Origin of the sequence: Trichocoleus sp. DQ-A2, from assembly GCF_039961915.1 — a bacterium.
Taxonomy (GTDB): Bacteria; Cyanobacteriota; Cyanobacteriia; order Cyanobacteriales; family FACHB-T130; genus FACHB-T130.
In genome coordinates this window covers 107,954-132,421 of sequence record NZ_JAMPKD010000004.1, presented here as the reverse complement: position 1 = coordinate 132,421, position 24,468 = coordinate 107,954, and the positions used below count along the sequence as shown (strand labels likewise).

General features: G+C 48.4%; 24 protein-coding genes. 14 read left to right on the top strand and 10 right to left on the bottom strand.

The features are described from left to right. Position 1 precedes the first annotated feature (1 nt). The 4 genes from NC997_RS05040 to NC997_RS05025 all read right to left on the bottom strand — a co-directional run bounded on the left by NC997_RS05040 (position 2) and on the right by NC997_RS05025 (position 3,946). A complete protein-coding gene (locus NC997_RS05040) occupies positions 2 to 421 on the bottom strand; it encodes a hypothetical protein (protein WP_190528397.1) in 420 nt (139 codons plus the stop codon). Between the two features lie 344 nt (positions 422 to 765). Beyond that, the gene (locus NC997_RS05035; protein ID WP_190412575.1) at positions 766 to 1,035 is read right to left on the bottom strand and encodes a YciI family protein; all 270 of its coding nucleotides are present in this window, start codon (positions 1,033 to 1,035) and stop codon (positions 766 to 768) included. Between the two features lie 71 nt (positions 1,036 to 1,106). Continuing rightward, on the bottom strand, positions 1,107 to 3,650 hold the full coding sequence (gene pheT, locus NC997_RS05030) for a phenylalanine--tRNA ligase subunit beta (protein ID WP_190528394.1): 2,544 nt from the start codon (positions 3,648 to 3,650) through the stop codon (positions 1,107 to 1,109). A 32-nt stretch (positions 3,651 to 3,682) separates the two neighbouring features. After that, the gene (locus NC997_RS05025) at positions 3,683 to 3,946 is read right to left on the bottom strand and encodes a hypothetical protein (protein WP_190528392.1); all 264 of its coding nucleotides are present in this window, start codon (positions 3,944 to 3,946) and stop codon (positions 3,683 to 3,685) included. A gap of 275 nt (positions 3,947 to 4,221) precedes the next feature. On the opposite strand from NC997_RS05025, the gene NC997_RS05020 reads away from it, so the two are divergent. Further along, entirely contained in the window at positions 4,222 to 5,862 is a 1,641-nt protein-coding gene (locus NC997_RS05020) for a serine/threonine-protein kinase (RefSeq protein ID WP_190436889.1), read from the top strand. Positions 5,863 to 5,956: 94 nt separating this feature from the next. Here NC997_RS05020 and glp read toward each other — a convergent pair whose 3' ends face one another. Next, positions 5,957 to 7,198 carry a gephyrin-like molybdotransferase Glp gene (glp, locus tag NC997_RS05015; RefSeq protein WP_190528531.1) on the bottom strand — a complete coding sequence of 414 codons (1,242 nt, stop codon included), beginning with the start codon at positions 7,196 to 7,198 and terminating at the stop codon, positions 5,957 to 5,959. A 293-nt stretch (positions 7,199 to 7,491) separates the two neighbouring features. On the opposite strand from glp, the gene NC997_RS05010 reads away from it, so the two are divergent. The 5 genes from NC997_RS05010 (at position 7,492) to NC997_RS04990 (ending at position 11,756) form a co-directional block, all read left to right on the top strand. Next, positions 7,492 to 8,034, top strand: coding sequence for an RDD family protein (locus tag NC997_RS05010; RefSeq protein ID WP_190412571.1), 543 nt, complete (start codon positions 7,492 to 7,494; stop codon positions 8,032 to 8,034). A 50-nt stretch (positions 8,035 to 8,084) separates the two neighbouring features. Beyond that, a complete protein-coding gene (gene rpmG / locus NC997_RS05005) occupies positions 8,085 to 8,279 on the top strand; it encodes a 50S ribosomal protein L33 (RefSeq protein ID WP_190412570.1) in 195 nt (64 codons plus the stop codon). Between the two features lie 86 nt (positions 8,280 to 8,365). Beyond that, entirely contained in the window at positions 8,366 to 8,581 is a 216-nt protein-coding gene (gene rpsR, locus NC997_RS05000; RefSeq protein WP_190412875.1) for a 30S ribosomal protein S18, read from the top strand. 129 nt (positions 8,582 to 8,710) lie between these two features. After that, positions 8,711 to 10,771, top strand: a complete 2,061-nt coding sequence (locus NC997_RS04995) for an RNB domain-containing ribonuclease (RefSeq protein WP_190528390.1) — start codon at positions 8,711 to 8,713, stop codon at positions 10,769 to 10,771. 181 nt (positions 10,772 to 10,952) lie between these two features. After that, positions 10,953 to 11,756: a tetratricopeptide repeat protein gene (locus NC997_RS04990; protein ID WP_190412568.1), complete on the top strand. Its 804-nt coding sequence runs from the start codon at positions 10,953 to 10,955 to the stop codon at positions 11,754 to 11,756. Positions 11,757 to 11,876: 120 nt separating this feature from the next. On the opposite strand, the gene NC997_RS04985 is transcribed toward NC997_RS04990, so the two are convergent. Both NC997_RS04985 and thiO read right to left on the bottom strand, forming a co-directional pair. After that, positions 11,877 to 12,056 carry a ssl1498 family light-harvesting-like protein gene (locus NC997_RS04985; protein WP_190412567.1) on the bottom strand — a complete coding sequence of 60 codons (180 nt, stop codon included), beginning with the start codon at positions 12,054 to 12,056 and terminating at the stop codon, positions 11,877 to 11,879. A gap of 183 nt (positions 12,057 to 12,239) precedes the next feature. Then, positions 12,240 to 14,228, bottom strand: coding sequence for a glycine oxidase ThiO (gene thiO / locus NC997_RS04980; RefSeq protein ID WP_190528388.1), 1,989 nt, complete (start codon positions 14,226 to 14,228; stop codon positions 12,240 to 12,242). A gap of 828 nt (positions 14,229 to 15,056) precedes the next feature. On the opposite strand from thiO, the gene bchL reads away from it, so the two are divergent. The 4 genes from bchL (at position 15,057) to NC997_RS04960 (ending at position 18,214) form a co-directional block, all read left to right on the top strand. Further along, positions 15,057 to 15,923, top strand: coding sequence for a ferredoxin:protochlorophyllide reductase (ATP-dependent) iron-sulfur ATP-binding protein (gene bchL, locus NC997_RS04975; protein ID WP_190412565.1), 867 nt, complete (start codon positions 15,057 to 15,059; stop codon positions 15,921 to 15,923). Positions 15,924 to 16,038: 115 nt separating this feature from the next. Beyond that, the gene (locus tag NC997_RS04970) at positions 16,039 to 16,518 is read left to right on the top strand and encodes a DUF5331 domain-containing protein (RefSeq protein WP_348257764.1); all 480 of its coding nucleotides are present in this window, start codon (positions 16,039 to 16,041) and stop codon (positions 16,516 to 16,518) included. A 39-nt stretch (positions 16,519 to 16,557) separates the two neighbouring features. After that, the gene (locus NC997_RS04965; RefSeq protein ID WP_190528385.1) at positions 16,558 to 16,695 is read left to right on the top strand and encodes a DUF5331 domain-containing protein; all 138 of its coding nucleotides are present in this window, start codon (positions 16,558 to 16,560) and stop codon (positions 16,693 to 16,695) included. A gap of 112 nt (positions 16,696 to 16,807) precedes the next feature. Continuing rightward, positions 16,808 to 18,214 (top strand): ferredoxin:protochlorophyllide reductase (ATP-dependent) subunit N, encoded by a 1,407-nt coding sequence (locus tag NC997_RS04960; protein WP_190429383.1) that lies wholly within the window; start codon positions 16,808 to 16,810, stop codon positions 18,212 to 18,214. Between the two features lie 217 nt (positions 18,215 to 18,431). Here the strand turns inward: NC997_RS04960 and NC997_RS04955 are convergent, their stop codons facing one another. Then, entirely contained in the window at positions 18,432 to 19,301 is an 870-nt protein-coding gene (locus NC997_RS04955) for a hypothetical protein (RefSeq protein ID WP_347276209.1), read from the bottom strand. A 404-nt stretch (positions 19,302 to 19,705) separates the two neighbouring features. Between NC997_RS04955 and NC997_RS04950 the strand changes: the two genes are divergently transcribed. The 4 genes from NC997_RS04950 (at position 19,706) to NC997_RS04935 (ending at position 21,457) form a co-directional block, all read left to right on the top strand. Further along, positions 19,706 to 19,936: a hypothetical protein gene (locus tag NC997_RS04950; protein WP_190528383.1), complete on the top strand. Its 231-nt coding sequence runs from the start codon at positions 19,706 to 19,708 to the stop codon at positions 19,934 to 19,936. Positions 19,937 to 19,992: 56 nt separating this feature from the next. Next, positions 19,993 to 20,118 carry a hypothetical protein gene (locus tag NC997_RS04945; protein WP_277881819.1) on the top strand — a complete coding sequence of 42 codons (126 nt, stop codon included), beginning with the start codon at positions 19,993 to 19,995 and terminating at the stop codon, positions 20,116 to 20,118. A gap of 53 nt (positions 20,119 to 20,171) precedes the next feature. Beyond that, positions 20,172 to 20,729 carry a hypothetical protein gene (locus NC997_RS04940; RefSeq protein ID WP_190412560.1) on the top strand — a complete coding sequence of 186 codons (558 nt, stop codon included), beginning with the start codon at positions 20,172 to 20,174 and terminating at the stop codon, positions 20,727 to 20,729. 83 nt (positions 20,730 to 20,812) lie between these two features. Then, a complete protein-coding gene (locus NC997_RS04935; protein ID WP_190429385.1) occupies positions 20,813 to 21,457 on the top strand; it encodes a DUF3318 domain-containing protein in 645 nt (214 codons plus the stop codon). 158 nt (positions 21,458 to 21,615) lie between these two features. Here NC997_RS04935 and NC997_RS04930 read toward each other — a convergent pair whose 3' ends face one another. Together NC997_RS04930 and NC997_RS04925 are read right to left on the bottom strand one after the other, a co-directional pair. After that, positions 21,616 to 23,094: an esterase-like activity of phytase family protein gene (locus NC997_RS04930; protein ID WP_190528528.1), complete on the bottom strand. Its 1,479-nt coding sequence runs from the start codon at positions 23,092 to 23,094 to the stop codon at positions 21,616 to 21,618. 198 nt (positions 23,095 to 23,292) lie between these two features. Next, positions 23,293 to 24,081, bottom strand: a complete 789-nt coding sequence (locus tag NC997_RS04925; protein ID WP_190528381.1) for a 7-carboxy-7-deazaguanine synthase QueE — start codon at positions 24,079 to 24,081, stop codon at positions 23,293 to 23,295. Between the last annotated feature and the right edge of the window lie 387 nt (positions 24,082 to 24,468).

Below are 24,468 nucleotides of genomic sequence, written 5' to 3'. Positions count from 1 at the left end.
CTCAGCCCTTTTCCAGTTGTTGTTTTAACTGCTGCACGAGGGGTTCCACCTTCCGCAACAGGATTCCACCCGTTAAATCGATTAGTAGAGCCATTACGTTATCAGTAAAAGCCATCAGTCCGGCTCGGACGGCTGTACGCTCGAAGGCATCCAAATTGTTCTTCAGTTGCTTAAGGCAAATTCCATCGCTATCGATATTAATTTCTTGGCATAGCGGATGGTCGCGACTTGCTTCTAAGAGGGCACTCCGAAAAACAGCAACCGTCGCCGTCTCGCCAATTAAACCGACAATGCGTTCCCACAGCCGCTCTAAAAGTTCGCTAAAGATGTCTAAAGTCTCCTGTTTGCCTGCTTCTAGCATCTCTGATTGGGCTTGACGCAGTGTTGTCTTTTGGCTATCTTCATCCGTGGATTCTGTCATCTCCAACCTTCTCACGGCTCCTGTTCGCCGACGCCAGACTCTCAAGTAGACTCCTGTTCAGTCTGCTTGAGAGTCTACAGAACCCTAGCCTGGTGGCGTTTTTGTAAAACTTACCGTGCTTGTTATTACTGGTTTCTACCATAGTCCTCACCGCTAGGGTTAATTTAACGGTGATTTCTTTATTTTATGCTCAAAATTCTATCGGAAATGGCAACTGGCGGTGGTTGTGGGGCTGGCTTTGCCTGAGTAAGGAGAGGTAGAAACCCCTCAATTTCCTACTTCTCAGGAGAATTGAGGAGCTTCTCGGTAAATCTGCTCAATTGAGATGCGCTTGATTGGTGGAATTAGATGGCTTGAATCCACTCTTTGACATCGTATTCAGTCCAGATGCCGTTTTGCCAGTAGGGGTCAGCTTCAATTAACTGGCGCACGGCGGCTTCATCTTCCGCCTCATAGATGCCGAAGACTTTAGTGATGTCCTTCGTCGGGCCAATCGTCATCAGAATACCCGCTTCTTTTTGGGCAGCAAGACCGTCTAGATGCGCTTGCCGGTAAGGCGATCGCTTTTCTAAAACATCTTCGCAATAGCTTCCCCACATTACGTATTTAGGCATGGTTAATAGCAGTAAAGTTTTGAGTTTTGAGTTTTGAGGGTTAAATCAACATTCAACCCTCAAAACTTTATTTAACTTCTCAGATTAACGCCGAATTTTTCGACGAGCGCGTCGCGGACTTTTTGATGCACTGGCTCGACATCTTCATCGGTAAGCGTGCGATCGCTAGCTCTGTAAACTAAGCGAAACGCTAAGCTGCGTTGTCCTTCCGGGACATTTTTCCCTTGATATTCATCAAACAACTCGACCGATTCTAGTAGGGATGTCCCCTTGTGTTTGTCTGCAATGGCAGCTTTCGCGATCGCTCGTTTCAAGTCTGAGACAGAAACTTGAATCGAAGCGAACAAAGCCAAATCCCGGCTGGATGCGGGGAAGGTGGAGTAAGGCTTGAACAGAGGCGTCCGGTTTTCCTCTGCATCCAGGTAATCTAAGACAACATCCAAATCCAGCTCAAACACGTAGACTTCATCCGGCAAATCCCGTTCTTGCCGGAGTTGGGGGTGGAGTTGCCCAAACGTTCCCAATCGGTTTCCCTGTACCCACAAAGAAGCCGTGCGTCCGGGATGCAGCCGTGGATCGCGGCGGTCTGGTTGATATTCTACTGGCAGGCTGAGTTGCTCAAATACACTTTGCAACACTCCTTTGGCTTCAAACCAAGTCATTGGTTGTGGCTTTCCTCCCCGCGTCCAAGTGCCTTGGGTAAAGGTGTCGCCTCCTAAAATTCCAGCAACGGAATCGGCTTCGATCAGTCCGTCTTCTTCCCGCCAGAAGATCCGACCCATTTCAAACCCGTTCAACGGGCCGTTACCTTGTTCTAAGTTGTACTGGAAGGAGTCAATCAAAGCGGAGATTAATTCAGTTCGCAGAGATGAATATTCTGCAAACATGGGATTTGCGATCGCGACTTCTGTATCGTTCTTAGTTTTCGCGACTGAGTAAGAGTAGTGCATAACTTCTGTCAATCCGGCTGCGCGGAATGCTTCCCGCATCTGACGCATCAGCATCTGATCGACCGAAAGATACCCCGGTTCAGTCTTGTCGGGTAGGGTATCGCAGAATTTGTTATAGCCGTAGAGGCGAGCTACTTCTTCAATGAGATCGATTTCTCGCTCCAAGTCTCGGTAGCGATAAGGCGGTACTTTCACCGTCCACTTCAGGGATTCCGAAGGCTGAAGCTTAGAATCTTCTCGATCCGTCCGCATTCCACCTTCATCCTGCTTCGTCACTGGCTGTAGCTGACACCCTAGTGCCGTTAGGATGCGCTCAACATCTTCAGCGTGAACTTCCCCTGTAGTTTCAGTGTCTCCCATCTCTACTGGGCCTAAAACGTGATTTACCCGGTCTAGACGCAGTTCAATCGAACGACTCCAAGTTGAGGGGTCGGGTCTTGTGTCGGCAATTTCTTGTGCTACGGGAGTGCCCCCTGCAAACTCCGAGAGCAGCGCGATCGCTCGTTGACAAGCAATTCCCAATTCTGCCTGATTGACGCCCCGCTCGTAGCGCCCAGAGGCTTCTGTCCTTAAGTTTTGGCTGCGTGCCGACCGGCGGATTGCCACCGGGTCAAACAAAGCGGCTTCTAAAATTAAATTTTCAGTCCCTTCATACACTTCGGTTTCTTCACCGCCCATGACCCCAGCCAGTGCCACCGGGTGGTCGTTGGCAGTAATCAGCAGATTTTGCGGTTGCAAGGTGCGGGTTTGACCGTCGAGGGTTTTTAGGGATTCCCCAGTATTGGCAAAGCGTACCCCGATCTGGAGCGGTGAAGTTCCCCCACCACCACTTGCCACGGATTGCAAGCGATCGCGGTCAAAGGCGTGGAGCGGCTGACCCCATTCCAGCAAAATATAGTTGGTAATATCTACCACGTTATTGATGGGTCGGACTCCAGCGGCTTGTAATCGCCCTTGCAACCATGCGGGAGAAGGGGCAATTTTGACCTTTTCGATGACCGTCCCGATGTAAGCCGGACACGCTTGACCCGAAGCAATTCGCAACTTCAGACCGCCATTCCCCTTCGGGATTGACACTTCTGGGACTTGTGGAAGTCGCAGGGCGGCACCCGTCAGTGCCGAGACTTCCCGTGCAACGCCAACCATACTCAAAGCATCAGCACGATTCGCGGTAGATGTCAAGTCTAAAATTACATCATCTAAGCCTAGGAGCGATCGCGCATCGCTACCCAGTTGAAGATTTTCTTGCCCAAAAATATGAATTCCTGCGGACTCTTTTGCCAAACCTAATTCCGCTAAAGAGCAAATCATCCCTTCGGAAGGAACGCCCCGGAGTTTTGCCGGTTTAATTTTCAGGTCAACAGCAGGTAGATAAGTCCCGATGGTGGCGATAGGCACATAAATATCTGCTCTGGCATTGGATGCCCCACAGACAATATTCAAGGGAGACGTTGCCCCCACATCGACCGTACACACCCTGAGTTTATCTGCATTCGGATGGGGTTGAATCTCTAGAACTTTCCCGACCACCACCCCATCCGCCCAAGTGCGGCGGTCTTCAATATCTTCTACTTCAAACCCAGCCATTGTTAGCGTGTGCGCCAACTCCGCCGGAGTCATCGTCAAGTCAACCAATTCTTGTAGCCAGTTCAGAGAAATACGCATTTACGCTTAAGCTTTTACTTACCTCAGCCCGATCATTTTACCGTTTTGTACAGCTGAAGCATTCCGGCGACGAGTGGGGAAAGCCAAAGATAGTAATGCCCGCAGACGCAGCCTTCTGGGAGAGCCTTCGGGGAGGGTGAGTGCGATCGCTTCTCCAGGTGAGCGTGTTGCTTAGCACCATCCCCCTCAGCTTCTTTGTTCCTTTGTTCTGCCAGAATTTTGCCCTCACTTCCAGATGGCATGAGTGTTTTAGGGGTAACACCAATCACATCTAGCGCTTCCGGATGTGCTATCAAAGATATGGAAACAATTTTTGTGCTTAATCCCGACCCGCTTCTTCTGTTCGCTAGTTGTTTGATTACAATTTAATACCGTCTCTAACTGCAATGTTTGAGAAAAATCTTGGCAGTTGCAGGAGTACATCGTTTTTCAATTCTTTAAGCAAAGATTAATCGTCTTTAGCAACTCTTTAAAGAATTGTCCGTAAATGTACCATGCTTATTGTTTATTAATGCCTCGATAATTTAAGTTAGGGTAGCAATATCCGGTTTCAGCATCCCGGTGAGTCTGAATGAGCTACTGCCTCAATCCCGCCTGTCCAAATCCGCAAAACCACGACCACGCCGAAGTTTGTCGGTCCTGTGGCTCAGAACTCCTATTACGAAAGCGCTATCGAGTCAGTCAAGCGCTGGGGCAAGGAGGTTTTGGAGCGACATTTTTAGCTGAGGATGAGTCTTTGCCTGGGGAGCCAAGTTGCGTAATCAAGCAACTGAGACCAGCAACGACTGTAGCCCACGTTTTACAAATGGCACGCGAGCTATTTGAACGAGAAGCCAGAACCTTGGGGAAAATTGGCAATCATCCCCAAGTGCCACGGCTGCTGGATTACTTTGAAGACAATCAGCAGTTTTACTTAGTGCAGGAATATATCAGCGGCTTGACGCTACAGCAGGAGGTTAAAGGATCGGGACCTCTAAGCGAAGCTGGTGTCAAGCAATTCTTAAGCGAGATTTTGCCCGTCCTGCACTACATCCACAGCCAGCAGGTGATTCACCGGGACATCAAACCCGCCAACTTGATTCGCCGCGAACAAGACCGCAAACTGGTTCTGATTGACTTTGGAGCAGTGAAAAACCAAGTCAGTCCGACAACGGCAAACAGTAGCTCCGAGCAAACCGCTTTGACGGCTTACGCAATTGGGACACCTGGATTTGCCCCGCCCGAACAGATGGCAATGCGCCCGGTTTATGCGAGCGACCTGTATGCACTGGGAGTCACTTGCGTTTATCTGCTGACTGGAAAATCGCCAAAAGACTTAGATTACAACCCGTCAACGGGCGAAATGCTCTGGCGAAAGCAGCTTCAGATCAGCGATCATTTTGCCGATGTTCTCAAGAAATTGCTAGAGGTTTCGGTTCGTCATCGCTATCAGTCTGCTGAGGAAGTGTTGAGAGCGCTTGACCTGGAACCGTATCTCGACAGCTTGGAGCAAGGCTTAACGACTAAACCCAATAGCTCCCAGCGACAACCACAAACAGGCAATCGCTACACCAACTCTGGAGACTTAAGCAGTCCAACACTTTCCTCAGCCCCTTCGACTGGCACTTCCGCCTCAGAACGTCTGGCGATGGCAATTCGAGCACGTCGAGAAAAGTTAGGCATGACCGGACCGCAAACCGGGGGAAGTATGTATAAACCAAGTCCTGCTACCGGCTCTGGTTATCCGCCGACGATGCTCAAAAATAGCGGTTCTAACGGCAATGCTAAGTCAAAACTTCCTGCCAAGTTGGATGCTGTTGGCGTGTTAACTGCCTACACCAAAGGTAGACGAGACTTTGCCTCTCAAGATTTAAGCTCGCTGAACCTGCAACGGGTTAACCTATCAGGAGGCATTTTTCATCAGGCTAAGTTAGCTAAAACCAACCTTCAGGGCGCTGACTTGTCTAGTGCCGATTTTGGCAGGGCGAATTTAGTTGGGGCAATTCTGAAGGAGGCAAATTTGGGCAGGGCTTACTTCAGCACGGCAAATTTGGAAGGTGCTGACCTACGCGGTGCAGATTTGAGCTTTGCCTATCTCAATCATGCGAATCTCCGAGGTGCAAATTTGTGTGGCGCTAATCTCACGGGGGCAAAAGTTAGCGAGGAACAGCTATCGCAGGCAAAAACGAATTGGGCAACCGTTTTACCCACTGGCAAAAGAGGTTTTTGGTAATTGGAAGGAACTAAGCGCAATAAGTTTTGAGTACGAAGAGAGTTCTGTAATTCAACACTCAAAACTTTAAAGTTTTTACCAATGACTCTTTGGGTTAACCAATTGGTAGAACTTGCACCGGCTCTCCAGATGCAATGAAGGTTTGACCTGCTGGTAAAACAGCCAGACCATTAGTTTGAGCAAGATTAATTAAATTACCGGAGCTGTGACTACCGCCAGCCAAATGAAATTCATAAGCACCGTTTACTAAATTCATTTTGCCCCAAAGGTAACTTTCTCGTTTACCGTCTGAACGCAAATCGTGATGCGATCGCGCTTGTACAAACTTTGGCTCCCAACCCTCAGCTAAACCGGCAAGTTTTCTCACGGCTGGCTGCACAAATCGCCAAAAACTCACCAAGGAAGAAACTGGATTTCCCGGTAGACCGAAGTATAAAACAGAACGCTGGGCGTTGGGAAATCTGGCGACGGTTAAAGGTTTACCGGGTTTAACCGCAACAGCACGGATATGAATCTCAGCACCAAGTTGGGCAAGAATTTCATCCACATAATCGTAGTCGCCTACGGAAACGCCGCCGGAAGAAATGACCACGTCAGCGGTGGCGACAGCTTGCTCGATCGCTTTCTTGAGTGCCTCTGGTTCATCCCTGACAATCCCCAGCATCTGAGGTTCTGCCCCCGTCTGTGCCACTAATGCAGCGAGGGCGTATTGATTGGAGTCCACGATCTGACCGGGCTTCAGGGGTCGATCCGGTGTCACCAATTCGTCGCCAGTGGACAGAATTGCCACGCGAGGGCGTCGGTAAACGGGCAATTGAGTACACTGAGCCGCTGCTAAGATAGCGATTTCCGGAGCATTGAGTCTAATTCCCCCTGGCAAAAGGGCAGTTCCCGCCTGGTAAAAAGCTGCCCGGTGACGCACAAAGGCTCCTAATTCTGCTGGAGCAGCAAAGATAAACACTTGCTTCTCCTCCCGCCGCGTTACTTCCTGCATCACTACAGTATCAGCGCCCTCTGGCATCACCGCACCTGTCAAAATGCGGGCGGTTTGCCCAGTTTGGAGCGATCGCTGCGGTTGATATCCGGCTGGAATCTCTTCTACAATTTCCAGCACCACTGGCTGTTCGGCGCTAGCTCCCTGCACATCAGAAAATTGCACCGCATACCCATCCATTGCTGAATTCGTCCAGTGGGGAAAATCCAACTCGCTCGTCACCGCAGCCGCTAGAATCCGACTATTGGCACGAGAGAGGTCTACAACCTCAGCATCCATCTGGTTATCTAGAGGTTGCACTAAATCGAAAATGATTGCCTCTGCTTCTTTAACCAACAGCATCGCCATCAATCCAGCCTCTTCTCAAGAATTGTCTAAAAAATTGTCAGTTAGTAGAGACGCTGATTCATCGCATCTACAGGTTAGTTGCATTGCCTAGCGGCTCTTTTAACCAAGATATCGGTGAGTCGCTTTTGTCTATCCAATGAAACCCGCCGATGCCAGTTAGTTGGTGGGCACTGTTTGGAGAGCCGTACCCCTAGAGTCGTCGCTATCAACACATTCACGGACAACAGACAAAAAGCGGTTAGGTGAAAGCTTAATATGGAAATAGACCGTCGGAAAAGCTATTTTTCATGCGTAACGAACTGACCAACCGCCGATTACCTAAGGTGCCAATTGAGCGACGGTGTATTGCTTTTGCGATTGATTTTCTAATTATTTGGCTCTTTAGCTTGCCCTTTGGGGCAAATACTCCGGGTATCCCGATTGCACAAATCTTGGTTTTCATTATCGCATGGCTAGCTGGGCGAGTGCTTCTGGTTGCGCGAAATCAGGGACAGAGTGTGGGACGCTGGGCTTTGGATATGAAAGTCGTCGATCCCAAATACCGCAAAACTCCTGGGCTTTTTGAGTTATGCAAGCGCGAAGGGATTCTGGGATTCGCTGCTGTTTTGGCGATGGTGGGACTGACCATTGGGGTGTCGAACGGGGTCTCTTTGCTGCTGCTGATCAGCCCTCTAGCGGTGGATTGCGGGGTGGCTTTTGCAGATGCTGAGTGGCAACAAGCTTTTCACGATCGCGTCGGGCGAACTTGTATCGTGCAGACGCGCCGAGGTTATTCTTTAGATATCCGCGTCAAAAAATTACTTGCTCAAGTGACTCGTCGTATGAAATAATATTGGTTTGTGTTTAATTTTGTCCTCTTGAATTTTGTAGAAATAGCATTATGGCAAGTAAGAAGGGGGCGCGCCTGATTGTGACGTTGGAATGCACCGACTGTCGCACCAACATCGCCAAGCGATCGCCGGGTGTTTCCCGATACACAACCACCAAGAACCGCCGGAACACGACGGCGCGGATTGAACTGAAAAAGTTTTGCACCCACTGCAACCAACATACCGTCCACAAAGAAATTAAGTAATCATCAGTCCTGAGTCATTAGTTTTTGATTAATGACCAATGACTGCTGAGTGCTGAGTGCTGACAATTAACAACGAATCACCAACGATGACTTACTTCCGTCGCCGCCTTTCCCCAATTAAACCTGACGAACCTATCGACTACAAAGATGTCGATTTGTTGCGGAAATTTATTACAGAGCGGGGTAAAATACTGCCTCGCCGAATTACAGGTTTAACAGCAAAGCAACAACGAGATTTAACCGTAGCAATTAAGCGGGCACGCCTTTTGGCTCTGTTGCCCTTTATTAACCCTGAAGGTTAACTCAATTTTGGATTGGGGATGGGTGGATTTTGGACTTAGATCGAAAATCTACAATTTACAATCGCCACGCCGCTAAACTGGTAGATAGATGGGCTGTCCAATGAATGCTACTGCGTAAGCCAAAAACTTGTGGAGAAAGGAACGTTAATTGAGTTTCGGCTGCATGGAGAGCGGCGTCTTGCTGTTGCAGAACGTCAAGAAGGCAAAACGCACTGGATTGTGGTAGACGAGAAAGGTCAATCCCACACCATCCATCCCCGACAAATGACCTATAAGATTGCAGGTGAAAGCTATAAACCTGCACAAATTTCCAGCTTCCTCCAAGAGGTACAGCGCTATCTGGACCCAACTGGCTTGGAGGTAGCATGGGAATTATTGGTAGAGGATGGAACGAGCGTTACAGATGTGGAAATGGCGTCAGTGCTGTTTTCTGACAAAAGTGCCCCCCTATGTTACGCAGCGTACTATTTGCTATCTGAAGATAGACTTTATTTCAAGCAAAAAGGCGATCGCTACGAGCCGCGTCCTGCTACTCAGGTAGCAGAACTAAAACATCAGATAGAAGTCGAAAAAGAACGGCTCTTGCGGCGGCAAGAATTTGTAGAGCGCGTGCAAAAGGCGCTCTCTGGCGAACAGGTAAAGTGGGAACGCCGCGAACGTCAACGCCTGGAAGCCATTGAAAAATATGCGGCTCTGTTGACAGATGTCGTTCGTGCTGGACTCAATCAAGAATCTCTGAATCGCGCCTATCCCCCTCCAGCACCTGTTTTGGAAACAATGAGCGAGCTTGGACGCCCTGGAACTCCCCAAGCTGCGTTTCAACTGCTGGTGGATTTGGGATTGTGGAGTCCTCACGAAAATCTATATCTGCGGCGCAGTCAGATCCCCGTTCACTTTCCAGACAAGGTGATAGAAGTGGCTAAGCAGTATGCTGAGTTCGCGCCGAACGATTCGGATGAGCACCGATTAGATCTGACTCATTTGAAGGTGTACACGATTGATGATGAAAGTACAAAGGAAATAGACGATGGATTGAGTATGGAAACCCTCGCCGATGGGCGTCAGCGGCTTTGGATACACATTGCCGACCCCTCGCGCTTGGTTTCCCCAGGAGATGAATTAGACTTAGAAGCTAGACGGCGTACCACAACGTTGTATTTACCGACGGGGATGATTCCGATGTTCCCGCCGAGTTTGGCAACCGGGCCGATGAGCTTAGTGCAAGGAAAAATTTGTTGGGCGCTGAGCTTTGGCGTGCTTTTGGATGAAAAAGGTGCCGTAGAGGACTATTGCATCAGTGCCAGCTTAATTAAGCCGACCTATCGCCTGACTTACGACGATGTGGATGAGATGCTGCAACTGGGTATCCAGGCAGAACCAGAGATAACAGCGATCGCTTCTTGGGCGAAACGTCGCCAATCATGGCGGCAGTCCCAAGGCTCGATTAACATCCATATGCCAGAGGCGATGATTAAAGTAAATGGTGACGAAATCATCATTGAAATTTTGGAAGACTCACCCGCACGCCAATTAGTAGCGGAGATGATGATTCTCACGGGTGAAGTGGCTGCCCACTACGGCAAAACTCACAATATTCCTCTGCCCTTTCGCAGTCAACCCCAACCCGAACTTCCCTCAGAAGAGGAACTATTGCAGCTGCCCGCAGGACCTGTGAGATTTTGTGCAATGCGGGGATGTATGCCTCGTAGCGAAATGAGCCTCACGCCGGGACGACACGCCGGTTTGGGGCTGGAAACCTACGCTCAGGTAACATCTCCAATCCGCCGCTACAGCGACTTGCTGGCGCATTTCCAAATAAAGGCGCATTTACGCGGCGAACCCACGCCATTCTCAGCGCAAGAGTTACAAGAAGTTATGCTGGGTATCGGCACCGCCTCCCAAGAAGCAAGGTTAGTGGAACGCCAGACAAATCGTTATTGGGGGTTAGAGTACCTGCGGCGTCATGGCGATCAGGTTTGGCAAGCGCTGATGCTGCGATGGTTGCGAGAAGATGACCGATTAGGATTAATTTTGTTAGAAGATTTGGGATTAGAGTTGGCGATGCGGTTCACCCACTCAGTGGCACTTGGCGATCGCTTAGAAGTCCGAGTCAGCCATGCCGATCCCCGGCAAGATGTCATTCAGTTCCGCCAGCTTATCGATCAGGAAGCTCAGCCAGCTGGCACGTAAAAAAATAGTGCAAAGGATTGATTCGACAGGACTGAGTGAGAAAATAGTGCTGAGGACTACCTCAAGAGGAAGAAACAGAAAATAGATTTCACGTTTCCCCTGATGTTTATTTTTTACCTCAGCGATCGGTCTTCAGCTTTCAGTCCTCAGTCCTTTCCAGCGGGGCGAGAAAAGACAAGCTATGAATAACATTCGCAAAACTATCGCCATTGTCGGAATCACCACAGTAATTGGTGGAATTCCTACTGCTGTCTACGCTCAGTTGCCGCCCAGCCAGTTACTGAGTGCAGCTGATAATAATAAGGCAACGATGAGCGCGGTTGATTTATACAACCGGGGCGTTGATAAACTAGACGCCGGTGATTATGAGGGGGCGATCGCAGACTTTGACGAAGCGATCCGTCTTGCTCCCCAGGATGCAGAGTCTTATTACAACCGGGGGTATGCCCGTCACATCCTCGGAGCTTATCAGCAAGCGATCGCAGATTACACTGAGGCGATTCGGATTAATCCTGAGTACGGAAATGCTTACGGCAACCGGGGATATTCCTACTATCTTCTCGAAAATTATCAACAAGCGATCGCTGATTCTACGGAGGCCATCCGACTCAATCCCAAAGATGCAAGTGTCTATATTAACCGAGGCAATGCTCGCGACGATCTAGGAGAAACTCAAGCCGCAATTGCCGATTTTAACCAAGCTTTACAAATCGACCCCAAGAATGCCAGAGCTTATTACAATCGGGGTTTAGCTTACAACCGGCTAGGACAACATGCCAAAGCGCTTGACGATTATACTCAGACGGTAAATTTAGATTCTAAATTTGCTGAAGCCTATTACAACCGCGCAATCACCTACTTACGATTGAATAATCGTCAAGCGGCAGTTGCAGATTTTAAGAAATCCGCAGACCTTTTCAAGTCCCAAGGAAGAACAGAAAGTTACCAAGACGCCCTAGAAGCGACAAAAAACCTTCAACGGTAAACCTACGTTCAATTCAAAGTAGAAGGCAAAAGACAAAAAAACGAAATTCTGTTTCTTTTTACGTTTAACTTTTTACTTTTGCCTTATTTCACCCGTTCCTGAAAAGTATCAGGTGGGTGCTTAGCCTACATTGGATGCCGAAATAGCAACAAATATTAAGCTGCTAAGCAAAGCGATCGCGCCAATTCCCATGAAGAGATAGTTGCGCTTTTGATCCTGGGTTGGCGGTTCTGCTTTGTAAACTTTTGGTTCTACTGCAAAATTGTTCAAACGTCCGCCGTCTTCGGTTGTATATCGCATGAATGATATCCTTATCTGGGATTTATTTTGTAAATAATTGTAACAAAGAATCGGGTCAATGTACTCTATCTTTTGCATGAATTATTTACACTACTTCCGCCAGAGGAGAGAATCTTGGTACCGACTAAGTGCAGGAGTGCCAAGGAGAGGTTGAACTTACATTCTCCTCAGCCCCTTTAGCCTTTAACTGGTAATCGTGCCAGTCAGGGGAGAACTGGGGTTGGCGTAGACTTTTACAGGGATTCGTCCGGCTTGATAGGCGAGACGCCCAGCCTCAACACCCAGAGCCATTGCGCGACCCATCGCAGCAGGATTTTTTGCCCCAGCGATCGCACTATTGATCAACACGGCATCAGCCCCCATCTCCATTGCCTGCGCTGCCTCACTGGGCGTAGCCAGTCCGGCATCCACCACCACTGGCACCCCAGCATTCTCAATAATGATTTCAATATTCGCTGCATTCTTGATGCCCTGTCCGGAACCAATCGGAGAACCCAAAGGCATCACCGTCGCACAGCCAACCTCTTCCAATCGTTTAGCCAGTAACGGGTCAGCATTGATATAAGGCAGAACCGCAAAGCCTTCCTTCACCAGTTGCTCTGCCGCTTCCAAAGTGCCAATTGGGTCGGGCAGGAGATACTTTAAGTCAGGAATCACCTCTAACTTGACAAAGTTATTGTCTTCTTGACCCAAAAGTTTTGCCATCTCCCGCCCCAGACGCGCCACTCGAATCGCCTCTTCAGCGGTTTTGCAGCCAGCAGTGTTGGGTAGCATCCAGATTTTTGTCCAATCCAGCGCTTCAGCCAGCCCTTCATGTCCGGGCGCTTTTGTTTGTACCCGGCGCACCGCCACTGTCACAATTTCGCAACCGCTAGCAGCAATACTTTGCTGCATTTCTTCGATGCTGCGATACTTGCCGGTACCAGTCATCAGGCGAGAGCGAAAAGTCCGACCCGCAATAATTAAAGGATCGGATGGCAGGGTTTCCAAGGAATGATTCATCTGTAGGGACGAGCCTTGAATTCTCCCGGATTCAGAAGGATGGCTTATTTGAAGCATTTTGGGGGTTGCATTGATGGGTTTAGATCCAGCGTAGAACCTGGAGTAGTGAAAATGGTCTAACAGGGGATCGGACTTTTGCTCCCAAATCAGGTCTGCCACTAACGAAGCCGTCACGGGTGCCAGCAAAATTCCGTTGCGGTAATGACCCGTTGCCAGCGTTAAATTCTCGCAGGCGCTAGAACCGAGAATCGGCAACTCATCGGGTGTCGCCGGTCGAAATCCCCACCAAAATTCTTGGATGGGAAAGTTCTGCAAGGTGGGATAAAGGCGAATCGCGCTTTCCAATAAGGTTCTGATTCCGGCTGGAGTGTTATGGGGTGTGAATCCCACATCCTCGCTAGTGGCTCCCACGATCAGTTGTCCATTCCGACGCGGCACGATGTAGATTTCCTCACCAAACAGTACCCGCTTGAGAGGCAATCCCTCCTGACTACCCCCAGGCGCTTGCACGGATAACATTTGACCCTTTTTCGGGCTGACCGGAATTGGCAATAATTCATTTGACCAAGCCCCGGTGGCTAAGACATAGTGTTGAGCGCGAAAATCCCCAGATGCTGTTCTGACGCAGTTGATTCTCCGGTTCTGTTGCTGGAGGGCTTCAGCTGCCACGCCTTCACGGATATCTACACCTGATTCCCTCACTGCCACCCGCAAGGCTTGAACTAAAGCCCGATTGTCTACTTGACCATCTTCGGGATACCACCAACCACCAACAACATCTGAACCCAGTCCGGGTTGAATTTGATGGATTGCATCTTTATCTAACCAATGTGCTGAGGAGTGAGGACTGAGGGCTGAGGACTGAGGATTGAGATAAACGGGTGCCAAGATGCCACTAGGCCAGTAGCCGATAGATACCCCTGCGATCGCTTCCAGTTTGCTTGCCCAGTCCGGATACAAATCCCGACTCCGCAGACATAAATCCAGCATTGCGCCCGTCGGAATCCCTTCTGCTTGGGGTGCTAGCATTCCAGCAGCAGCATAAGCCGCTGCGGAGTTGAAGTCGCGGCACAAGACGGTGACGGTTGCCCCCCGCAAGCGAAGTTCGAGGGCGATCGCTAAGCCAATCGCACCGCCGCCGATGATGAGAATGTCACTTTCTGTATTCATATAGATATAGTTGCTTTAACTAAAATCCGACTCTAAGGCTTTCCATAAATCAACGCATACGCTTTAGAAAAAGATGGCGTCCTAATTTAAGCCTAGTCAAGAAGCGTTCCCGATGAGAGATAGCGATCGCTTTAGTCTTGGTCATGACGACGGATTGCTTCGGAACACCAGGCGCTCCGCAAAACCATCCCTCCTCCCCTTTCGGTGATTGATGTTAGCCTCTTCCCGCCCCTCTGCGATCTTCTCCCTGACTGTGAACTCAACTCGGATTCCTAGAAAACTGTCTCTCAAAAATTAATAATTATTCATCAAAATCCCCACTTTACTTGCAGATGCCTCTGTGACCCTTTTGATTAGCCATCTGCTTCAGGCAGTGTAGCCGATTAGGCGAAGTCAATCCGAGTTATAGGTACAGTTTAAGACTTTCTCGACGAGCGCCGTTGTTCGCAGAGTCCTAAATAGCCTCAAATTATCGGTTTCACGTTGTAGCGTGAGCGTCTTCTCTTCGCCCCGAGCTTTTTGTCTTTTGTTCCACATTATTAATTAGGAGAGTACAAAACCTCTTAAAAATTTAAATTGCAGCTTTATAAGCATTTTTAGGAAACGGAAAACATTAAAAACTTATCTATCTTCTCAATAATCGCGATTAGTACCTAATCCATTCCTCCATCCCCTTTATTTTCTGCGGCAGTTGGACAATAATGCAGTTCATACCCAGATAAAAAGCAATCTACGGCTGGCTTTCTTCGGCAGCGACTTTATTCATGCCCTGCCTAACACCAAAGACAACCATCCTGGTTTGAAATGAAACTATAGGAGACGAAGCGCGTGAAACTGTCAGTATACGGAAAAGGCGGAATCGGCAAATCCACAACCAGCTGCAATATCTCTGTGGCTCTAGCCAAGCGCGGCAAGAAAGTCCTGCAAATTGGCTGTGACCCCAAGCACGACAGCACCTTCACCCTGACCGGCTTCCTGATTCCCACAATTATCGACACGCTTCAAGAAAAGGACTACCACTACGAAGATGTCTGGGCTGAAGATGTCATCTACAAAGGCTATGGCGGCGTTGATTGCGTAGAAGCAGGGGGTCCCCCAGCTGGTGCCGGTTGCGGCGGTTACGTGGTAGGCGAAACCGTGAAGTTACTCAAGGAACTGAACGCCTTCGATGAGTACGATATCATTCTGTTTGACGTACTCGGTGACGTGGTATGCGGTGGCTTTGCAGCTCCCCTCAACTATTCGGACTACTGCTTGATTGTCACTGACAACGGCTTTGACGCCTTGTTTGCAGCCAACCGGATTGCCGCTTCTGTCCGTGAAAAAGCTCGGACTCACCCCCTGCGTCTCGCCGGATTGATTGGCAACCGCACTGCTAAGCGCGACCTGATCGAGAAATACATTTCTGCGGTACCGATGCCAGTGCTGGAAGTGTTGCCGCTGATTGAAGACATTCGCGTTTCCCGTGTTAAGGGCAAAACTCTGTTTGAAATGGCAGAGACTGACCCCTCGCTGAACTACGTCTGCGATTACTACCTCAACATTGCCGACCAAATTCTGGCGCGTCCAGAGGGTGTTGTGCCGAACGATGCTCCAGACCGCGAGTTGTTCTCCTTGCTGTCTGATTTCTACCTCAATCCCACCAAGCCAGAGGTGAAGACTGAAGAACAAGAGCTAGATATGATGATGGTTTAGGGAGCTAAGGATGGAGAATGGATCAATGCTTTTAGTGTCAATCTTGACGTGCGTATTGTTATGCACCATTCTCCAAACCAAATTATTTTCACCAGCATCAGCATCAAGCCCAACTGTGAACACCGAGCAGCTATGTCCTGAGCAGCTACGTCCTGAGCAGCTACGGGAATCGGTCAGAGCCAAATGGCTAGACTACTATCGAAAAAATCACCACTGGCTCAATCGTCTGCAAGTCTGGGTGACATCTGAAGGACAAAGACGCCCTACCTCCAGCTTCATTTTGGCGACGCTATCGACTCTAGACCCGCAATTTAATGAGATGCTTCCCCTGATTGTGGACCTCAATGCAGACCCCGACCGAATTGTGGCGAGCTTTGGGCTAGACTTCGATCCCGACGATGAGCTAGAGGCATTACCGGCGGCTCCCGACGATGAGCTAGAGGCACTATCGGCTGAAAAAACAGATACAGAGGAAGTCAGAATGCTACCTCCGGCTGCTGTCAATGTTGCTCAATCAGCCAGTCGTATCGCTGCTAAGGTGGATGAATCTTGCGAGGGAGTTTATAAAAAGCATCGCTTTCCTTGGCAGCGCTAAAAGTTAACCCAGTATTGGCAGGATGAGCTAACAGAAAGGATGACTTTTTTTGAAAACTTTACATCTGCTTTGAAGCAGAAGTGGTTGGAATATTTTCAAGCGAATCGTTCCTGGATCGCTCTGCAAATGAAGCTTAAGGATGCAGAGATTGTCGCTCTAATCCCAGAGCCTGAGTAATTTGTCAATAGTTATGAGTCATTAAGTCAGAATTTCTTAGTCTCTGGAATGACTAATAACTAATCACCTTTTGACTAACAATCAATTAAAAATTTGAGAGGAAACCTTTACTATGACCCTTGCGAATACAGAACCGGAAGCGCTTAATTTTGAGTGTGAAACTGGAAATTATCATACATTTTGTCCCATCAGCTGCGTAGCTTGGTTGTACCAAAAGATAGAAGATAGTTTCTTCCTAGTTATTGGTACAAAAACCTGTGGCTACTTCTTACAAAACGCGATGGGGGTGATGATTTTTGCGGAACCCCGCTACGCGATGGCTGAGTTGGAAGAAGGAGATATCTCCGCTCAGTTGAATGACTATGAAGAGTTGAAGCGGCTGTGTTTGCAAATTAAGCGCGATCGCAACCCCAGCGTCATTGTTTGGATTGGCACCTGCACCACCGAAATCATCAAAATGGATTTGGAAGGCTTGGCACCCAAGCTAGAATCCGAAATTGGCATCCCCATTGTGACGGCTCGCGCGAATGGTTTAGACTACGCCTTTACTCAAGGGGAAGACACCGTACTGGCGGCGATGGCTGCCCGTTGTCCCGATAAAGCACCCGTGGTAGAAACTGAGAAGAAAGAAAGGAATGCGATCGCTTCTCTGCTCAACTTCGGCAAGAAAAAAGAAGATGTTGCCGCCGATGAATCGGAATATGTCAAGCATCCGCCACTGGTTCTCTTCGGTTCTCTCCCCGATCCAGTTGTTACCAATCTGACACTGGAACTGAAAAAGCAAGGCATTAAAGTTTCAGGTTGGTTGCCATCCAAGCGTTACACCGAATTGCCAGTTCTGGAAGAAGGGTACTACGTCTCTGGCATGAACCCCTTCCTCAGCCGCACTGCTACCACCCTGATGCGTCGCCGCAAGTGCAAACTCATCGGCGCACCCTTCCCCATTGGTCCCGATGGCACCCGCGCCTGGATTGAGAAAATTTGCTCGGTGTTTGGGATTGAACCCAAAGGGCTAGAGGAGCGGGAAGCGCAAATCTGGGAAAATCTGGAAGACTATGTCCAGTTGATTCGCGGCAAATCTGTCTTCTTCATGGGCGATAACTTGTTGGAAATCTCTTTAGCTCGTTTCCTGGTGCGCTGTGGCATGACTTGCCCGGAAATCGGCATCCCCTACATGGATAAGCGCTATCAAGCCGCTGAGTTGGCGTTGCTAGAGAAAACTTGCCACGAAATGGGTGTACCAACGCCTAGAATTGTGGAGAAGCCGGACAACTATAACCAAATTCAGCGTATTTACGAACTCAAACCAGATTTGGTGATTACTGGTATGGCGCACGCTAACCCACTGGAAGCACGCGGTATCAATACTAAGTGGTCTGTTGAGTTCACTTTTGCTCAGATTCACGGCTTTACAAATGCTCGTGACATTCTGGAGTTGGTGACTCGTCCGCTGCGCCGGAATAACAACCTTAAAGATTTGGGTTGGGATAAGTTAGTGAGAGAAGAAGCGAAGATTTAAGAACCTCGCCCCTTGCCCCTTTCCGCTTTTCGGTGAGGGGCGTAATAGATAATAAATAGTAGGAGCGATCTAGATGCGATCGCTCCTATTACTTTTATCAGTAAAGTTAGGTCATCTTGATAGAAGGGTCGAATTGCGATCGCTTTTTTACCCAACTACAGAGGACGCGAAGGAAGAGAGGAAGCGATCGCAAACACAGGATAACTATATGAGTTCTTTAACTAATAACTACACCAAACTTCAGTAATATTCTGGGCAGGCAATCATCCAAATTCTTGATATGTTCATCCGATAATTCGATTAAGTTGAGCTGGTACTTCTGATATAGCTCCTGCTTAACTCGCTTACGTGCCGCATACTCTTGATCGTTGTCGTATCCCCAATACTCGATATACACTCTCCCTGATGGAAGATAAAAGTCACAGTACGCTTCTTCCTCAATGGGTAGTCGTCGTTCGTAAGCATGAACGATTCCCGAAACATACAACCAATTATCAATCAGAGCTTCAGCCTTTGATCGAACCCAATGCCCATCAGTGGTGCGATGCTGTGCGCTAGCCCGAAACTTCTCGCGAAACCCTTGTTCGCTGGTTGCTTCCTTGGTACTTGCTTCTAAACTATCACCATTGATACTTTGGATAGTCGTGAGGAACGCTTGATTCGTCAGAATCGACTCAGACCAGAGAACGTATAGCATGCCGTCTTGCGAATAAGTTTTTTGCACCGCACCGAAGTTAATTCCTAACTTGGTAGCAACCCAGCCGTTCTGGTCTTTGCTCAACAATCCTAATTCAGCCAAAATGGGGTTAACTTTGTGCTTGGGTATTGCCAGTTTCTCGCTGATGCTGGTAGCGGACAACAGCGATGGGGAAGACGATGGCTGAGGCTTCGGTTTAGGTTTTGGTGTGGGTGACGCTTGAGTGTTGTTAGCCTTCCAATGCTCGTAACACAATTTATGACCTGGTTTAGAAACTTGTTTAGTACATTTTGGTTCAGTACAAATTTCCATTGATGAAAGTTCATTAAGCTTAGATACGGCATTGGCTAGCTTCATGAGCGATCGCTCTAAGTTCATATCAATATACACAGCTAAACTGCTGGGTATTTTAACAGTCCTCAAAGACGCTCCGATTCAGGAGTAATACTGAATTTCAACCTAATTGTATGGCACCATCAATAAATGCTTTCCAAGTTTTTGTTAGTTCTTCAGTTTTCAGTTGGTAGTTTGACTGTGCGAATTAGATAGGAAAAGGCATTTTTGTCAGAAAACGTACTGGCTTGAAATGCTACAAAGGCTTCCGGAAGGGTTGTGCAGTTACAAAAACCACTTTAGTTTTAGCTTGTCTGAGTTAGAGCGATCGCACTCCCCTTTTTTTGCACTTGCGTAGCATTCCACCCCAGTTTAGTCAGAGGCAGCTAGAATTAAATGAAACTTTGCGCGATCGCTCAGGATCGTTCCCTGCACTAAAACGCGGTAGGAGAAAAAACTGTATGAAAACAAAATTATCTTTGGTTACGATCGCTTCTAGCACTGCGATCGCTAGTAGCATTTTGTTGGGTTCAGTCAGTTCCGCTCAACCCTGTTCGCTTAGGTCTACTTATTATCGAGAACGGTACGAGCAAGCGAGTTGGTTACGTTCTCCATTGGCAGCAGTCATTACATTACCTGGAATCGCCCTTGCCGCGGCACTCTATCTTGGCGGTCGTTCCCACCAGCGCTAGGCAAATTTGAACTGTACCGCAGGCATCTGGCGTTGGGTTTTTCGGAGCAAAATTGCTTGAGAAACAAAAGACGCGATCGCTATCCTAGCTCCAAACCAAACCCCGATCGGAACAGCGTTAGAAGCAAGCGATCGCCCCAAGCCCTAACTAAAGACGGCTTTCTCTATGCCGTTGTCAGATAGCACGTTATACTGTGTCGTGTTATTCCTGCTCCACCTGACGCAGCGAGGCTGTCATGGGCGCTACTTTACGACAGATTGCCACGTATCTAGACAATCAAGGTTGGAAATATCACATCGACGAAGAAGCGTACCGGATTCTGACGGGTGTACAAGCTGAAAACGTAGACGAATTCTTGATTGTTGTCCAGCTGGATGAGGATGGGGAATTTTTCAAGGTATTTGCGCCCCAAGTTATATCTGGAGTTAAAGATCATCCTTACAAAGAAGCGATCCTCCAGACAATGCTGTGCATTTCTTGGGAAACCAAAATGCTGCAATGGGAATATGACCCAAACGATGGCGAAATTCGTGCCATCATTGAGTTTCCCTTAGAAGATTCAAGTCTTACCGAAAAACAATTCAACCGTTGTTTGTCAGGTTTAATTCAAATTATTGATAATGTAGCGATGCCTCGACTGAAAGAGGTGATGGAAACCGGCAAAGATCCAGGCGATCGAGAATTGGGAGAAAGGCTACTGCTTACCCTTCAAGAAGAAGCTCCTGGATTACTGCAAATGTTGGAGAGAGCGATGGAAGCGCGTAAGAAGCGGGGACTATTCCCATCTGAGTGAATCTGAATCCGGGCACGAAGATCGCTATACTCCAAAGTAATAACCTTACGATTGAAAAGCGAATTTCCTGGGGCTGGACGACTATGACATCCTATGCAACCTCTTCTGCTAGAGCTGAGATGAGCGAACTCCGGCGGTTAAAAACCTTACTGCCGCCAGAATTGCAAAGCTGGGTAACAGTCGAAGGAACGACTGAAGTGAATCCACCCCTGATCCGCTGTGAAGAAATTGGCAAGGATCAAATTGAGGTTCAAATTGATCTGGTGAAATGGGATCAGCTAGCACTCGATCAGCGGAATTTGCTGTTTTGGCACGAAGTTGCCCGAATTCAAAACGACACCATCCCTAGAGATGGCTGGGAAATGGCGGCGCTAGCAATTGGTTTAGGCGGTGCTGTCGGCGAACTGTGGGTGCAGGATGGCTTGCTGTTGATATTAGCCTTGGCATTGTGTGGTGTCTCAGGCTGGAGATTGTATCAAAAAAATAGTGGAGAGAAGCAGGTAAAAGAGATGATTGAAGCGGATGAGAAAGCGATCGCGCTTGCCACCCGCTTTGGTTATTCCCTCCCCAACGCCTACAAAAGTTTGGGTAGCGCTTTGAAAGCTTTGCTAGAGCTAACCCCAAACAAACGGCAACGGAGCAAATACGAAACGCGGCTTTCTGCCCTCAAGCGTAGTGCTGCCAAAGCCAAAGCTAAAGTCAAAGGCGCACGCGAGGACTCAATATAAAGACTCTTCGGATGCGATCGCATCCAAATCTTCGTTACCAGGCGTAAGCTGAGTAACGAGATTGAAGAATTCTTCTGTTTTACATGAGTGCCTGTCTTTCCCCAAATTCGGGTGTAGCTTTGGTACACCCGAATTTGGGCACTGTTTACATTGCCTTTTTATTGCCGCCGCTTAAGCAACAAACCGCCAAAACCCAGTAGCATTAATCCAGCCGTTGCCGCTGGTTCTGGCACTTTTTCCGGAGGTACAAACCCCTCTAACTCTGTAGCACTAGCTTTGAACGAGTAGAGGTAGCCTGGAAGTAATTTTTGTCCGGCGGGACAGCCGCTATCAATAGATACGAGAGTAAAGGCTGTACCATCTGTGCAAACATCCTGCTGACCAGCATTCCCCTGAGTCACACTAAAGTCGTTATCCGTGCCAAGGATAATTGCGTAGGAACCATCCGTTAGCTTAGGCCCGATTGTCAAACCTTCCAACTTCTCAGGGATTACTTGACCACTCGCCTTCAGCTGCGCTGCAACATCTAAAAACAGAGACTTGCTAACAGGTATTACGCCAGATGGTAAAGTATTTGTACCTATCAAGCTGATGTTGCTGACATCTGTGGCACCTGTGAGATCAATTTTGTAAACCCGCTTACTGGCGACTGGGGCTTCACTTAGAGGATCGGCTTCGCCCACGCCGCGATTATCGCGTTCCAGTACCAGGAACTCATTGTTATTGAGGGCGGTAATGGCGCTAATACCAATATTACGACCTTGAGAATTCTGCCCAAAATCGTCATCAGTTCCGGGAATGCGATCGTTAATAGCGGCAAGACTTTCTAGCTGGTAAATATATTGGGCAACGCTATCACCTGTTGCCGTATCAAACTCCACAATTCTCAAGTTCTGGCTGCGTCGTCCATCGGGACTTCCCTCAGTTACGAGCGGGTCTTGCAGCATCGCATACAGTTTTCTACCGTCTGGGCTAAGAGTCACTCCCTCAAAGCCTCGGTTATCCTGGCGACCGCTAGTAAGGATTGGGCGACCATCGACATAATTGGGAACGCTTCCAGCTAGAGGAAGTATGTTGCTTGGAGTGGCAAAGGCCCGAATGAACGAACCAGTCGAAGTGAACTCATAAACAGAGGGGCCATACTCGTCTGAAACGTAGAAGTTGCCGTTGGGTGCAACTGCAAAGCCTTCTGGATCGAAGCTAAGACCAAGAATTCCGGTATCGCCGTTGAGTAACTGGGGGTTCAACCCGTTGAGGTTCTCACCGTCCTTAGTAAATAAAATGGTCTTCAGCAGCTTAAAGTTGCTAATCGTCCCCGTGTTTGGGTCAACATCCAGCGAAAATTTCTGAACTCGGGTTTCGTAGGAAAGTACACCGCCTCCTGCACCGCGATCGCCCAAACCGTAGTACACATTCTCGTAGCGATCGTAATATAGATCCGAGAAAAAACCTAAGCGATTGATGTTAGCACCACCATTGTCGCCATTAGTCGGGAATAGATCCGTACTTTCCCCCGGAATCGCCAGAGTATTAACCAGGGAAGCAGCATAAGTAGAGGTGGTATTTGCCGTGATAGAGAGCGTAGATAGTGCCAGCGAGCAACTAACCGTCCAAAGCCAATGCTTTGCTTTCATAATGTCTTAGCCTCAGAACTTTTACTATCACGAGCATCAGACGGTTACTTTAAAAGCTGGTTAAAGATAACTTTAAAGCGGTCTTCCACACAGTAATTTCACATAAGTATTCCGGTTCTTCATCAATTCTTTATTCAACTACACAAATTTACTAATCAGGATTCGTGGTTCCTGAGAATTCCTTATGAACCATGAACAATTCTAAAGTTGACCCAGCATTTTGTGAGTCTGTGGCACAACTCGTACTTGTTTGAGGCTTCGCTTCATTAATGCCTGCCACTCCAGAACCTGCTCGGGGGTTGGAGCAAACACTGGCAGATGATGGGGCATTTGTAGGGGTGTTACTGGCTGTAAGAACACCGGGATAGCAGGGCTAACTGCTGCCACCAATTCAGATGCCTGTTCCAGCTCAGATGACTCAGTTTGGCTAGAAATAATTAATTTGACAAAACTATCAACCCGTGAGTCATGGCAAAGCTGGAGAAATTCCCTGTGCGCTTCCCACCTTTGTTCTCCACTGACGCTAGGCAGCTTCATATCCATGCCTACAGAGTCCAGGAAGGGCAAAATCGGGGCTAGTTGTTCTGGACGATGACCGCCAGTTTCTAGGTAGACTGGCAACCCTGTGGAGTGGCGCAAAACAGGCAGAAATTTAGCTAGGAAGGGAGCATGAAGCAGCGGTTCGCCACCCGTGAGGCTGATGCTGTCGTGCAAACCAGGTTGATTTTGCCGTTCAATCCATTCTAGTAACACCGAGCTAGACACTGGATTGGAGTGGGTTTCAAAGTCTCTTTGGCCAGGTGTTTGCTCCACAGTACATTTATCTGGAGCTAACCAGGTGTGGGCACTGTCGCAAAAATGGCAGCGCAGGTCGCAGATGGCAAAGCGGATAAATATTTGGCGGGTGCCTACATTCAGTCCTTCCCCTTGAATGGCGGAGAAGACTTCAATTAGCCGCGCAGTGGGATAGTCGGCAGTGTTAGGGGTCATTGTTGCTCTGACTTGAGATGCGACTGGTTCGCTCCGGACTCGGTTTACTTTAAGGTTTCTACTAATCTCATTATCTGCCTTGAGTTCCTAGATTAACCACGCGGGAAGTATGCTTGGCTCTGCGCGTGCTGCCAACAGCGATCGCTGTTGGCAGGGGGTTCCCCAGTCAGCCTTCTCACCGCTTGATAATTCTGTCAATATTGATGATTCCGGTCGGTCCCTGAGGATAACTCACGATAACTACAATTTTTAACCACCGCCAAGCTGTTTGCTCTTTGGTACCCTTAGAAGCAGTTTAAAAAATTCTTGGTACAATTCGCTATTTCAGTGCTACTATGGACACTCGATGAATTTGATTTAGGTAGAATTATATCAAAACAATAAAAT